Origin of the sequence: Pseudomonas sp. YY-1 (assembly GCF_002843095.1) — a bacterium.
GTDB classification, from domain to species: Bacteria; Pseudomonadota; Gammaproteobacteria; order Pseudomonadales; family Pseudomonadaceae; genus Aquipseudomonas; species Aquipseudomonas sediminis_A.
The window spans coordinates 19,291-32,287 of record NZ_PJLX01000014.1 but is presented as its reverse complement, the minus strand read 5'-3'; the positions used below and the strand labels follow the sequence as shown (position 1 = coordinate 32,287).

Annotated in this window: 11 protein-coding genes; 2 read left to right on the top strand and 9 right to left on the bottom strand. The window is 64.4% G+C overall.

Annotated elements, in window-relative coordinates:
* Positions 1-14: 14 nt before the first annotated feature.
* Positions 15-287 carry a hypothetical protein gene (locus CXP40_RS18430; RefSeq protein WP_106734944.1) on the bottom strand — a complete coding sequence of 91 codons (273 nt, stop codon included), beginning with the start codon at positions 285-287 and terminating at the stop codon, positions 15-17.
* Positions 288-324: 37 nt separating this feature from the next.
* On the opposite strand from CXP40_RS18430, the gene ccoG reads away from it, so the two are divergent.
* Entirely contained in the window at positions 325-1,737 is a 1,413-nt protein-coding gene (gene ccoG / locus CXP40_RS18425) for a cytochrome c oxidase accessory protein CcoG (RefSeq protein ID WP_106734943.1), read from the top strand.
* Positions 1,738-1,993: 256 nt separating this feature from the next.
* Positions 1,994-3,406: a GntR family transcriptional regulator MpaR gene (gene mapR / locus CXP40_RS18420; protein ID WP_106734942.1), complete on the top strand. Its 1,413-nt coding sequence runs from the start codon at positions 1,994-1,996 to the stop codon at positions 3,404-3,406.
* A 101-nt stretch (positions 3,407-3,507) separates the two neighbouring features.
* On the opposite strand, the gene CXP40_RS18415 is transcribed toward mapR, so the two are convergent.
* The 8 genes from CXP40_RS18415 to CXP40_RS18380 all read right to left on the bottom strand — a co-directional run bounded on the left by CXP40_RS18415 (position 3,508) and on the right by CXP40_RS18380 (position 12,942).
* Positions 3,508-4,746 carry a carbohydrate porin gene (locus tag CXP40_RS18415; protein WP_106734941.1) on the bottom strand — a complete coding sequence of 413 codons (1,239 nt, stop codon included), beginning with the start codon at positions 4,744-4,746 and terminating at the stop codon, positions 3,508-3,510.
* A gap of 171 nt (positions 4,747-4,917) precedes the next feature.
* Complete coding sequence (locus CXP40_RS18410; protein ID WP_106734940.1) at positions 4,918-6,084, bottom strand: ABC transporter ATP-binding protein; 1,167 nt, start codon at positions 6,082-6,084, stop codon at positions 4,918-4,920.
* A 25-nt stretch (positions 6,085-6,109) separates the two neighbouring features.
* On the bottom strand, positions 6,110-6,937 hold the full coding sequence (locus CXP40_RS18405) for a carbohydrate ABC transporter permease (protein WP_106734939.1): 828 nt from the start codon (positions 6,935-6,937) through the stop codon (positions 6,110-6,112).
* Between the two features lie 70 nt (positions 6,938-7,007).
* Positions 7,008-7,916, bottom strand: a complete 909-nt coding sequence (locus CXP40_RS18400) for a carbohydrate ABC transporter permease (protein ID WP_106734938.1) — start codon at positions 7,914-7,916, stop codon at positions 7,008-7,010.
* Between the two features lie 116 nt (positions 7,917-8,032).
* A complete protein-coding gene (locus CXP40_RS18395) occupies positions 8,033-9,301 on the bottom strand; it encodes an ABC transporter substrate-binding protein (protein ID WP_106734937.1) in 1,269 nt (422 codons plus the stop codon).
* Between the two features lie 104 nt (positions 9,302-9,405).
* A complete protein-coding gene (locus tag CXP40_RS18390) occupies positions 9,406-10,650 on the bottom strand; it encodes an AGE family epimerase/isomerase (protein WP_256579482.1) in 1,245 nt (414 codons plus the stop codon).
* Positions 10,651-10,766: 116 nt separating this feature from the next.
* On the bottom strand, positions 10,767-12,218 hold the full coding sequence (locus tag CXP40_RS18385) for an ATP-binding protein (RefSeq protein WP_106734935.1): 1,452 nt from the start codon (positions 12,216-12,218) through the stop codon (positions 10,767-10,769).
* Positions 12,208-12,942: a response regulator gene (locus tag CXP40_RS18380; RefSeq protein WP_106734934.1), complete on the bottom strand. Its 735-nt coding sequence runs from the start codon at positions 12,940-12,942 to the stop codon at positions 12,208-12,210. Before CXP40_RS18380 ends, CXP40_RS18385 begins: the two co-directional genes overlap by 11 nt.
* Between the last annotated feature and the right edge of the window lie 55 nt (positions 12,943-12,997).

Below are 12,997 nucleotides of genomic sequence, written 5' to 3'. Positions count from 1 at the left end.
TCACGGGGCGTCGACTATGCCTGCCAGGCGTGCACCGAAAACAGCGCCAGAAAAGCCTTAAAAAAGCGGATCAGATAGACACGACAGTGACCAGCGCAGGTCACTGATTGGCGCGGCGCGATGTCGCAGGGCATACGTTGCATAGCCAGACGGCAAAGCTCCAGACGCCAGAAATGGCAGGGCCTGGCGACCTTTCTGACATTTTTCCCTACGTCCAACGCGGTCATCTGATCCGCTTTTTTATCGAAAACCTGAGCCTGTTTTGCGATCAGTTGCCCCCGGATCATGGCGCCAGCCTGATAAACGCCTGATGAGGGCAACTAAATGACCGATCTGATCCCCGTGCGCAGCGTCGAGACCATCGACCCGAGCAAACCCATCCGCCTGACACCGGCCCAGGCCGGCGGACCGATCCATACGCGCAGCTTCACCGGACGCTTTCGCAACCTGCGTCTGCTCGGTGCCGGCCTGCTGTTCCTGCTGTTCTTCGGCACCGCCTGGATCGATTGGCACGGCCGCCAGGCCGTGCTCTGGGATCTGGATAACCGCCAGTTCCATATCTTCGGCGCGACCTTCTGGCCACAGGATTTCATCCTGCTCTCGGCGATCCTGATCATCGCCGCCTTTGGCCTGTTCTTCATCACCGTGCTGGCTGGCCGCGTCTGGTGTGGCTACGCCTGCCCGCAGAGCGTATGGACCTGGGTGTTCATGCGCGTGGAGCAGATCACCGAGGGCGACCGCGGCCAGCGCATCAAGCTCGACGCCGCGCCCTGGTCGCTGCAGAAACTGGCACGGCGCAGCGCCAAGCACGGCCTGTGGCTCGCGGTTAGCCTGGTCACTGCCCTGGCCTTCGTCGGCTACTTCACTCCGGTGCGCCAACTGACGCTTGACCTGGCGACCCTCGAAGTCGGTGCCACCACGGCGTTCTGGGTACTGTTCTTCACCGCAGCCACCTACATCAATGCCGGCTGGCTGCGCGAAAAGGTATGCCGCGACATGTGCCCCTACTCGCGCTTCCAGAGCGTGATGTTCGACAGCGATACGCTGGTCATCTCTTACGACGCCGCCCGCGGCGAGAACCGTGGCCCGCGCCGCAAGGACGCCGACTACAAGGCCGAAGGCCTGGGCGATTGCATCGACTGCACGATGTGCGTGCAGGTCTGCCCCACCGGCATCGACATCCGCGACGGCCTGCAACTGGAGTGCATCGGCTGCGGCGCCTGCGTCGATGCCTGCGACAGCATCATGGACAAGCTCGGCTATGACCGTGGCCTGGTGCGCTACAGCTCCGAGAACGAGCTGGCCGGCGGCAAGACCCACTGGTTGCGCCCTCGCCTGATCGGCTACGCGGCGATGCTGGCAGTGATGATCGGCGCCTTCGTCTGGGCGCTGGCCGAACGCCCGCTGATCTCGCTGGACGTGACCCGCGACCGTGGCCTGTTCCGCGAGAACGCTCTGGGCCAGATCGAGAACATCTACAGCCTGAAGATCATCAACAAGACCCAGCAGCCGCGCAGCTATGCCATCAGTTTGGTCGAGCCCGGCGACTTCGAGCTGCATGGCCCAAGCACGCTGAACCTGGCGCCGGGGGAGATTCGCGACCTGCCGGTAAGCGTCGCGCTGACGGCGTCGCACAACGCTGCCGGGCCGCAGACCTTGCGTTTCGAAGTGCGCGACAAGGCCGATTCGCAGAGCCATGTGAGCACCAAGAGCACCTTCTTGGCACCGCTGCGTTGAGACTTCGTGGCTTGGATGAAATCCGGGGCGGCCGCTGTCCGCTGCCCGGATTGCATCCGGGCTACGGGTGCCACGAGCCTTGCAGGAGCGGCTGGGCGGCATTGCGTTTCAACCGCGAAACCGCTGCGCCGCATCGATCGCGGCTGAAGCCGCTCCTACAGTCGATATACATCCCCACTCACGAGGCACTGCCATGTCTGCCGCTCACCCCGTAAAGTGTTCGCCCGTACCCTTTGCGGCGGTGAACCAGGACAGGATGAAACGCTACGAAAAATTTGCCGACGAGATCGCCGAGCTGATCCGTACCGGCGTGCTCGGCCCCGGTGAGAAAGTGCCCTCGGTGCGCCATGCCAGCCGCACCTACGGCGTCAGCCCGTCCACCGTGTTCCAGGCCTACTACCTGCTGGAGGATCGCGGCCTGATCCAGGCCCGCGCCCGTTCCGGGTACTTCGTCCGCGAACACGCCAAACGCCCGCTGCACGAGCCGGAACTGACCGCCCACGCGGCGCAGACCACCGAGGTGGACGTCAGCGAACTGGTGTTCTCCGTACTCGCCTCGCTGAAGGACCCGCATACCGTCCCCTTCGGCTCGGCCTTCCCCAGCCCCGACCTGTTCCCCCTGCCGCGTCTGGCCAAGAGCATGGCGCACGCGCTGCGCATGCTCTCGCCGCACGAGATCATCGCCGACATGACCGCCGGCAACGCCGACCTGCGCCGGCAGATCGCCCTGCGCTACATGGTCAGCGGCGTGATGCTGCCGATGGAGGAGCTGGTGATCAGCAACGGCGCCATGGAGGCGCTCAACCTCTGCCTGCAGTGCGTGACCCAACCGGGCGACCTGGTGGCCATCGAGTCCCCCACCTTCTACGCCTGCCTGCAGGTGCTGGAGCGCCTGCAGCTCAAGGCCGTGGAAATCCCCGTGCACCCGCGCGAAGGCATCGGCCTGGGTGCCCTGTCCGATAGCCTCAAGCAACTGCCGATCAAGGCCTGCTGGTTCATGAGCAGCCTGCAGAACCCGCTCGGCGCCAGCATGAGCGAGACCAAGAAGCAGGCGCTGTACGAGCTGCTGGTCGAGCATCAGGTACCGCTGATCGAGGACGACGTGTACGCCGAGCTGTACTTCGGCAGTCACCCGCCCAAACCGGTGAAGAGCTTCGACCGCGAAGGGCTGGTGATGCATTGCAGCTCTTTCTCCAAGAGCCTGGCGCCGGGCTATCGCATCGGCTGGGTAGCCGGCGGGCGCTATGCCGAACAGATCGCCCGGCTCAAGCTGATGACCACCATCTCGCCGTCGGTGCCGGCACAGGCGGCGCTGGCCGACTACCTGCAGCACGGCGGCTATGACCGTCACCTGCGCAAGCTGCGCCACTCGCTGGAAATGCAACAGAGCGCGATGCTCACCTCCGCCGCCCGACACTTTCCCGCCAGCACGCGGGTCACAAGGCCTTCGGGTGGCTACTTCCTCTGGTTCGAATTCCCCGAGCGCCTGGACTCGCTGCAACTGCTGCGCCTGGCGCTGGCCCAGGGCATCAGCCTGGCGCCGGGGCCGATCTTCTCCGCCAGCCAGGGCTTTCGCCACTGCGCACGGCTCAACTACGGCCATCCATGGAGCCCGCGCAGCGAACAGGCCATGGAAGTGCTCGGGCGCCTGGTGGCGGGGTTGCTCTGACACCTGGTGCGCACAGCGCACCCTACGGATGACCTGCGCCACCTACGTAGGGTGCGCCATGCGCACCGACTGATATAAAGCGGGCACATCCTGGGAGCGCTCTACTTCCACCAATACTCCACCTGCACACCGAAGTTGGAGCCGTTGCGCGCGCTGCCGAAGGCGCCGTTCTCGGACAATGCCGAGCCGTCGGCCAACAGGTTGGCGGCCTGTTGCGCAGCGCGGTTCCAGCTGGCGTAGGTGTAGTACAGGCGGATTTCCGGACGTTCCCAGAAGCCAGGACCTGAGGGCGACCAGGTCGGCGCGATGGTGAACTTGGTCAGCTTGCGCGTACCACCGGGCGCCTCGACCTGATCGCGACCGATCTCGCCGACCAGCTTGAACTGCTCGGTGAAGGCATAGCTGGTACGGCCACCGACGGACAGCCAGTTCTGATCCGCACCATCCGGACGCTTGTCACGCTGATAAACCAGCTGCACCTGGCCGCCAAGACGCGGGGTCATCTGGAAGTCGAAGAACTCCACCAGACGCCAACTGCTACTGCTGCTGTCGAGGGTCGGATCACCGGTGTAGCCCAGTGCGGTGCCCGGCCCACGTCCATATTGCAGAGCGACGGTATTGACCCCACCGAGAAAGTCCTGCTGCTTGTGCTGCGCGGTCACCGCCCAGCCACTGTGGCTGTCGGTGCTATCCGGTTTGTCGATGTAGCTGACGCCCACTTCCAGCTCGCCGCCGGGGTTGACCTGGAAGCCGCCAACGTTGAAATCGTGGCGGTTGATATAGGGCTCCTGGTCGTAGTTGTCCTTGCGCGAGAACACGTAGCTGTACTTGAGGTCGCCGATCTTCATCTCGTCGATACCGAAACCGGTGGCACTCTGGTTCCAGTAGTAGAAGTCGGAGATATGGATGTCGTTACGTTTGTAAAAACGCCGTCCGGCCCACAGCGAACCACCGTTCAGCGCCGGCATGTTGCTCCACTCCGCGTACATCTGGTTCATCCGCGCGGAGCCATAGTCACCAGTGAACTTCGGTGTGTGGCCGTACTGGTTGTAGAGCTGGGCCATGCCCTCGACGCTGATCACCGAGCCGTCGTCCAGGCGAAACAGATCCTGACGCAAATCCAGCTCGATGTACTGCTCGCACTCGTTACCCAGGCGGTACTTCGATTGCGCCCCCGGTAACTGGAAGCACTGCTGCGTGCCGCCGGTGTCCGCGCCACCGATACCGCTGCGTACGTAGCCGGTGAACTCGACGGCCTGCACCTGCGGGGTGGCCAAAGCCAGTGCCAGCAAGCAGGGGGCGCCGAGTGAACAGGTGAGGGTTTGCTGTGTGGTCTTCATCGTTGCTCCTGATTGTTTTTATTGAGCGATGCTGCGGAATAGCCGCCGCAGCGACGGTTTTTCGTTTCCCTGGTGCGCACGACACCTCCTACGTGACTGGGTACGTCGCGTAGCCCGGATGCAATGCGGAAGGTTGTTTCGGCAGAGCCCGGATTTCATCCGGCTACACGGCTAACCGCGCTTCAATTGCGCCACCTTGTTGTCAGTGGCCTGGCGCTTTTTTGCCAGCAGGCGCTCGCCGCTCTGGGCGTCGAACAGCAACACCCGGCTCGGCTCGAAACGCAGCGACAGCGTGCTACCCACCTGCGGCGTCATGTCCGGCGCCAGGCGGCAGCAGACCTTGGTCTGGTTGAGGTTGACGAACACCAGGGTGTCCGGCCCGGTGGGCTCGGTGACCTCCACTTCGGCGCAGATACTCGGTGCCTCAGTACCGTCGTCGGCAGCCAACTGGATCTGCTCGGGACGAATACCGAGGATCAGGTCGCGGTTCTCCATGCCTGCCTCCAGCTCGCCCAACGGCAGTTCGCAGCGCGCCTGCCCGGCGACGCCGAGCGACGAGCTGAGCACGGCCCAGCACTGGCCATCGCGACGCTGCAGGCGCACAGGGATGAAGTTCATCGGCGGCGAACCGATGAAACTGGCGACGAACAGGTTGGCCGGGTCGTTGTAGATCTGCTGTGGCGTGCCGAACTGCTGAATGATGCCGTCCTTCATCACCGCCACCTTGTCGCCCAGGGTCATGGCTTCGATCTGGTCGTGGGTGACGTACACCGTGGTGGTCTTCAGGCGCTGGTGCATCAGCTTGATTTCGGTACGCATCTCCACGCGCAGCTTGGCGTCGAGGTTCGACAATGGCTCGTCGAACAGGTAGATCTTCGGTCGCCGCGCCAGCGCCCGGCCCATGGCCACGCGCTGCTGCTGGCCGCCGGACAGCTGGCCGGGCTTGCGCTGCAACAGGTGCTCGATCTGCAGCAGCTTGGCCACCCGCGCCACTTCTTCGTCGATGTCAGCCGGGGCCATCTTGCGCATCTTCAGGCCGAAGGCGATGTTGTCGCGCACGTTCATGGTCGGGTACAGCGCGTAGGACTGGAACACCATGGCGATGTCGCGATCCTTCGGGCTCATGCCGCTGATGTCGGCGCCGTCCACCAGGATCGCGCCACCGCTGATGCTTTCCAGCCCGGCGATGCAGTTCATCAGAGTGGACTTTCCGCAGCCGGACGGGCCAACCAGGATCAGAAACTCGCCAGAATCGATCGACAGTTCGATGTTCTTCAGCGTGTCGGCCAGGCCGCTGCCGTAGGATTTGTTGACGTTGCGCAGTTCGAGGGTAGCCATGTTGCGTTCTCCAATCTCTGAGGCGTCAGCCTTTCACCGCGCCGGCCGTCAGGCCGCGCAGAAAGTACTTTCCAGCCACGATGTAGACCAGCAGGGTCGGTAGCCCGGCGATCATCGCGGCGGCCATGTCGACGTTGTATTCCTTGGCGCCGGTGCTGGTGTTGACCAGGTTGTTCAGCGCCACGGTGATCGGTTGCGCGTCGCCACTGGCGAACACCACGCCGAAGAGGAAGTCGTTCCAGATCTGGGTGAACTGCCAGATCAGGCAGACCATGATGATCGGCACCGACATGGGCAGCAGAATCCGCCCGAAGATGGTGAAGAACCCGGCGCCATCGAGCCGCGCCGCGCGCACCAGGGCATCGGGCACGGTGACGTAGTAATTGCGGAAGAACAGCGTGGTGAAGGCGATGCCGTAGACCACATGCACCAGCACCAGGCCGGCCGTGGTATTGGCCAGGCCCAGCTTGCCGAGGGTGAACGAGGCCGGCAGCAGCACGGTCTGGAATGGCAGGAAGCAGCCGAACAGCAGCAGGCCGAAGAACAGCTGCGAGCCACGGAAGCGCCACATCGACAGCACGTAGCCGTTCAACGCGCCGACGGCGGTGGAAATCAGCACGGCAGGAATGGCGATCTTCACCGAATTCCAGAAGTAGCCATCGACCACGCTCCAGGCCTTGACCCAACCGATCAGGGTTAAGGTCTCGGGCCAGGAGAGCAGGTTGCCGGTGCGAATGTCCTCGGGCGTCTTGATGCTGGTCAGCAGCATCACCACCAGCGGCACCAGGTACAGCGCGGCGGCAAACAGCAGGGTGGCGTGGATGGCCAGGCGGCTCGGGCTGATCGCCCTCATCCGGCGCTTTGCGCCACTGTCTCCCGAGGGCAGAAGGTCAGCGGCAGATCGTCGCTGCGCGACGCTCGCATCATTCATGGCGTTTGCCTCGCAGTTCCGAATAGAGGTACGGCACCAGCAGCGTGAGGATCGCGGCCAGCATCAGCATCGCGCTGGCCGAACCGATGCCCATCTGGCCGCGGCTGAAGGTGAAGGAGTACATGAACATCGCCGGCAAGTCGGAGGAGTAGCCGGGGCCGCCTGCGGTCATCGCCGCCACCAGGTCGAAGCTCTTGATGGCGATGTGCGCGAGGATCATCACCGCGCTGAAGAACACCGGGCGCAGGCTCGGCAGGACGATGCGCAGGTAGATGGTCGGCAGCCCTGCCCCATCCACCTGAGCAGCGCGGATGATCGACTGGTCGACGCTGCGCAGCCCGGCCAGGAACAGCGCCATGACGAAGCCCGAGGCCTGCCACACCGCTGCGATAACCAGGCAGTAGATGACCCGGTCCTGATCCACCAGCCAGTCGAGGCGAAAGCCTTCCCAGCCCCAGTCACGGAGCATCTTGTCCAGACCCAGGCCGGGGTTGAGCAGCCACTTCCAGGCGGTGCCGGTGACAATCATCGACAGCGCCATGGGGTACAGGTAGATGGTGCGGATGAAACCTTCGCGGCGGATGCGCTGGTCCAGCAGCACCGCGAGGAACACGCCGATCACCAGGCTGATGCCGATGAACAGGCCACCGAACACCAGCAGGTTCTGGCTCGCGACCCACCAGCGGTCGTTGTCCATCAGGCGCATGTACTGCTGCAGTCCGACCCACTTGTAGCTGGGCATGAAACTGGAGTTGGTGAACGACAGCACCAGGGTCCAGAGGATGTAGCCGTAGAAACCGACCAGCACCACCAGCATGCTCGGCGCCAGCACCAACTTGGGCAGCCAGCGTTGCAGTACATCGAGTGGGGAGGTCTTGGTCATTACCGTGGTGACACTCATCGGACATTACCAGTTGGCGAAGTGAAATCCGGGCCGAGCGCCGCCCTGACGGGGCCAGAGCCCTGTCGTGCGAGGCGGTGCTTGGGAGTTGGGCCGGCAGCGCCGGCCCGGTGGCGCTACTGAGCAGCCTTGATCGCTGCGTAGATCTGCGCGCCGGCCTTGCTCGGGTCGGCGTTCTTCTCACTCATGAAGTTGGTCACCACATCAAAGATGGCGCCCTGCACGGCGAGGTTGGTGGCCATGCTGTGGGCCATGCTCGGTTCCAGCTTGCCGTTCTTGTCGGCCTCCTGGAAATCCTTCATCGAGGCCTGGGCGCAGCTGTCGAACTTGCTCATGTCCAGGTCCGAGCGTACCGGAATCGAGCCCTTGTTCTCGTTGAACACGTACTGGAACTCAGGCTCCAGGGCGATGCGTGCCAGGGCATGCTGGGCGGCGATATCGCCTTCGTTCTTGAGCTTGAACATGGCCATGGAGTCGATGTTGTAGGTGTAGCTGCCGGCGGTGCCCGGCATCGGCACGCACTGGTAGTCCTTGCCTGCCACCTTGCCGGCGGCCGTCCATTCGCTCTTGGCCCAGTCGCCCATGATCTGCATGCCAGCCTTGCCGTCGATCACCTCGGCGGTGGCCAGGTTCCAGTCGCGCCCGGCGCGGTTGTCGTCCATGTAGGTGGAGAGTTTTTTCAGCGCGGTGAACACCTCAGTCATCTGCGCGCTGGTCAGGGTCGCCTCGTCGTTCTCGACGAACGCCTTGTGGAAGCCCTCGGCGCCCATGATGCTCAGCACCAGGCCTTCGAACACGGTGCTGTCCTGCCAGGGCTGGCCGCCGTGGGCCAGTGGGATGAAGCCGGCAGCCTTGAGTTTGTCACCGGCAGCGTAGAGTTCGTCGAGGGTGATCGGCGCCTTGTCGATACCGGCCTTCTCGAACACCTGCGGATTGATCCACAGCCAGTTGACCCGGTGGATGTTCACCGGCACCGCGACGTAGTGACCGTCGTACTGCATGGTTTTGGCAACGGTCTTCGACAGCAGGCCATCCCAGTCGTTGGCCTGGGCCACTTCATCCAGTGGCGCGAGCAGATCCAGCGCGCCCCACTCCTGCAGGTCGGGACCTTTGATCTGCGCCGCCCCCGGCGGGTTGCCGGACACCACACGGGTCTTGAGCACGGTCATGGCGGCGGAACCGGCGCCACCGGCCACGGCGCCGTCTTTCCAGGTGAAACCATCCTTCTCGACCAGGTCACGCAGAACCTTCACCGCAGCAGCTTCACCACCGGAGGTCCACCAATGCACCACTTCCACCGTACCTTTGGAGTCGGCGGCCAGCGCGGTGAAGGGAAACATGGAGGCGAGAGAAACGGCGGTAGCGAGGCGAGTAATAGCGTTCATCGGAGTACCTTTCTTGTTGTTATCGGGCAAGTCGTGGCGCTTGCGTTAACAGGGAGTGTAATCAGGGTCGTTGCCGGCTCGGGTAACGAAAGGATGCATGAATGTCACCGCCTCGTTACATCGGCGGCAAGCGCCGTGGCCAAGCTCGGCGCTAGCGCCAGAGGCGGCAGCAGCAATGCCTGGTAGGCGTGGTAGAGATCGGGCTTACCAGCCCAGATACGGGCGGCCGGCTGGTTGTGTTCATCGAGTTCGTGGTGCCAGCTACCGCCGTGCAGGTCGATGAAATGCTCGGTGATGAACGCCCAGCCCTGCCGATACCACTGCTCGTAGGCCGCTTCGCCGCTTCGCTGCACAAGCGCCGCCGCCGCCGCAACGGCCTCGGCATGCACCCAGTGCAGGCGTGCGCGAACCACCGGTTGCTGGTTCCAGTCGAGGCTGTAGACCAACCCCGGCGCACCGTCAGCCTGCCAGGCATGCTGGCAGGCGCTGGCGAACAAACCCTTGGCATCGGCCAGCAGCCAGTCTGGCGCGGCGAGCCCGGCCTGGGCCAGCGCCGCTTCCAGATGCAGCAGCAGGCGCGCCCACTCGAAAGCATGACCAGGCGTGCTGCCGTAAGGACGAAAGGGGTCGGCGCGGTTATCCGCGTTGTACTCCGGCAGCGCCTGCCAGTGCGCATCGAAGTGCTCGACCACGACGTGCCCGCATGCGGCGGCGTGCCGATGGATCAGGCGCTCGGCGATACGCAGCGCGCGCTGCAACCAGAGCGCATTGCCGGTGACATCGGCCAGGGCGAGAAAGGCTTCCACGCCATGCATGTTGCTGTTGGCGCCGCGGTAAGCCTCCTCATCACGCCAGTCACGGTTGAAGCTCTCGCGCAGCGCGCCCTCCTCTTCGCTCCAGAAATGCCGCTCGATGATCTCGATAGCGTCATCGAGCAACGCCTGCGCGGCAGGACGACCAGCGACCCTGGCGGAGCTGGCCGCCAGCGCGACGAAGGCATGCAGGTAGGCGGACTTGCCGCCGCTGCGCGTCGCATCGGCGAACCAGCCGCCGTGCGCCTCGTCCCACAGCGCGCCGCGCAGTGCAGCAAGGCCATGGTCGACCAGCGCGGCATAGCCGGGAACGCCCTGGATATGTGCCAGGGCGAAACAGTGAGTCATGCGCGTGGTGTGAATCAGCTCGGCAATCGCGCCCTCGGGCAAGCGCCCGTGCGCATCGAGCGCGGCGAAGCCCTGCTCGACCTTCGCCCCACGTGCGAACGGCAGCAGGCGCAGGCCTTCGTCATTCAGCCAGGTGAGGTGAGCGGGCTGGCATAGCCAGCTGTCGGGGCGCCAGGCAGGTGCTTTCACGGTTGTGCTCCATACGCAGCGCGGCTTGATGCCGCTGGGTCGAAGCCGGATTCTAGTCAGTGCCATCCGTGGCTCCGGTCACGAAAGCGCGCGCCTTTGTCACCGTTCGGTGACATTCACTCTGGCGTACGCGGCAGACGCAGGGTGACGCGCAAGCCGCCCTCGCGCAGGTTACGCAGGCTGACTTCACCGCCATGGCTGTGGGCGATGTTGCGCGCGATGCCAAGGCCCAGGCCGTAGCCCTGCTGCTGCCCGGCCAGGCGAAAATGCGGCTCGAACACCTGCTCCAGGCGTTGCTCCGGCACACCTGGGCCGTCGTCATCGACATGCAGGACGAAGGCTGCGTTGTCGTCCTCGATATGCAGATGCGCGTTGTGCCCGTACTTCAAGGCGTTGTCGATCAGGTTGCCAATGCAGCGGCGCAGCGCCAGCGGCTTGCCCGGATACGGCGCGCAGGCCTCGCCATCGAGGGTCACGCGGCCGTTGCCTGCCGGCGCCAGGCAGGGTTCGACCAGGCAATGCAGCAAGTGGTTGAGGTCCACCGGCTCGATGTTCTCGTGAATGTCGGTGTCCTTCACGCACTGCAGCGCGCCTTTGACCAGTAGCTCGAGGTCATCCAGATCACGACCGAACTTGGTCTGCAGACTTTCATCGTCGAGCAGCTCGACGCGCAGGCGCAGGCGCGTGATGGGCGTGCGCAGATCATGGGAAATGGCACTGAACAGCTGGCTGCGCTCGGTCAGGTAGCGGCTGATGCGTTCGCGCATGGCGTTGAACGCACGGGCCACCTCGACCACCTCGCGGCCTCCACCTTCGGCCACCGGCTCCACCTCGGCGCCCAGCGACATATGCCGCGCGGTGCGCGCCAGGCGCTTGAGCGGGCGGCTCTGCAGGTGCACCAGCAAGCCAATGAACAGCAGCAGGAAGGCCGTGGTCAGCAGGATGAACCACAGCTGCTGGGTCGGCAGGATGGGCTCCTCCAGACTGGTGTAGGGTTCGGGCAGCAACGAGGCGATGTACAGCCACTCCCCCGGCGCCAGCTGGATCTGCGTCACCAACACGGGGGGATTGACCGGTTCCAGAGTCAGCGCGTAATGCGCCCAGGAGCGCGGCAGTTCGTCGAGTTTCAGGCCGCCGTTGAAGATGCGCAGGTCATCCGGGCTGACGAAGGTCACCGAAATGTCCGCGGCAGTGCCCAGCGACTGGTGTAGCACTTCGGCCACCGCCTCGGTCACCGCCTGCTTGCGCGGCGTGACCGGCAGCAACTCCATCTGCAGCGGACGATCATTGAGGCTGACCACGAAGCGCGTGCCACCCATGCTACGCAACTGATCGAGCACCAGCGGCCGATACGCCACCGGCAGCGAGCGGAAGTAACGCACGCTGGCGGACATCGAATGCGCAAGGCTGCGCGCAGTGGTGACCAGGCCTTCGAGCTGGGTAGCGCGCAGTTGCGACAGCCAGATCACGCTGGACAGCGTCTGCGCTGCCAATATCGCCAGCAAGGTGAGCAGCAGCATGCGCCCGAGCAACGAGCGCGGCAGCCAGCGCCGCGGGTTAACGCCCATCGCCGGCCTGCAGGCTGACCGTGGCCGCCAGTTGGTAGCCGCTGCCACGCACGGTGCGGATCAGCCGCGGCGGCTTGTCCGTATCGCGCAGGCGCTGACGCAGGCGGCTGACGGCCATGTCGACGATGCGTTCCAGCGGCATCACCTCGCGGCCACGGGTGGCGTTGCCGATGGTGTCGCGGTCGAGAATCTGCTGCGGGTGATCGAGAAACAGCTTGAGCAGGGCGAAGTCGGCACCTGACAGAATCACCTCCTCGCCGTCACGGTGAAACAGCCGATGACTGACCATGTCCAGGCGCCAATCTTCGAAGGCCAGCACCTCGCCGCTGCGCTCCAGGGTGAACTGCGCGCGGCGCAGCAAGGCCTTGATCCGCGCCAGCAATTCGCGCGGGCTGAACGGCTTGCCGAGGTAGTCGTCGGCGCCCAGCTCCAGACCGATCACGCGGTCGGCTTCGTCGGAGCTGGCGGTGAGCATGATGATCGGCACCTGGGCGAAGCGCTGGTGCTCGCGCACCCAGCGGCACAGGCTGAAGCCGTCCTCGTCGGGCAGCATCACATCGAGAATCACCAGGTCGGCCGACTCCGCACACAGGCTATGGCGGAAGGCGGCGCCGTCGGCCACGGCGCGCACCTGAAAGCCAACACGACTCAGGTAGGTATCGAGCAGTTCGCGAATTTCCTGGTCGTCATCGACCAGCAGAATCGATTTGCCGGGCTGGCTCATGGTCCGCCACCTTTCTTGTTATGACTGTGTAGCCCGGATCAAATCCGGGGCGCTA

Coding starts and splice junctions, on each gene's coding strand:
- CXP40_RS18400 (WP_106734938.1), bottom strand. CDS start 7,916: ATGAGTGTCACCACGGTAATGACCAAGACCTCCCCACTCGATGTACTG.
- mapR (WP_106734942.1), top strand. CDS start 1,994: ATGAAACGCTACGAAAAATTTGCCGACGAGATCGCCGAGCTGATCCGT.
- CXP40_RS18415 (WP_106734941.1), bottom strand. CDS start 4,746: ATGAAGACCACACAGCAAACCCTCACCTGTTCACTCGGCGCCCCCTGC.
- CXP40_RS18430 (WP_106734944.1), bottom strand. CDS start 287: ATGATCCGGGGGCAACTGATCGCAAAACAGGCTCAGGTTTTCGATAAA.
- CXP40_RS18405 (WP_106734939.1), bottom strand. CDS start 6,937: ATGAGGGCGATCAGCCCGAGCCGCCTGGCCATCCACGCCACCCTGCTG.
- CXP40_RS18385 (WP_106734935.1), bottom strand. CDS start 12,218: ATGGGCGTTAACCCGCGGCGCTGGCTGCCGCGCTCGTTGCTCGGGCGC.
- CXP40_RS18410 (WP_106734940.1), bottom strand. CDS start 6,084: ATGGCTACCCTCGAACTGCGCAACGTCAACAAATCCTACGGCAGCGGC.
- CXP40_RS18395 (WP_106734937.1), bottom strand. CDS start 9,301: ATGAACGCTATTACTCGCCTCGCTACCGCCGTTTCTCTCGCCTCCATG.
- CXP40_RS18380 (WP_106734934.1), bottom strand. CDS start 12,942: ATGAGCCAGCCCGGCAAATCGATTCTGCTGGTCGATGACGACCAGGAA.
- ccoG (WP_106734943.1), top strand. CDS start 325: ATGACCGATCTGATCCCCGTGCGCAGCGTCGAGACCATCGACCCGAGC.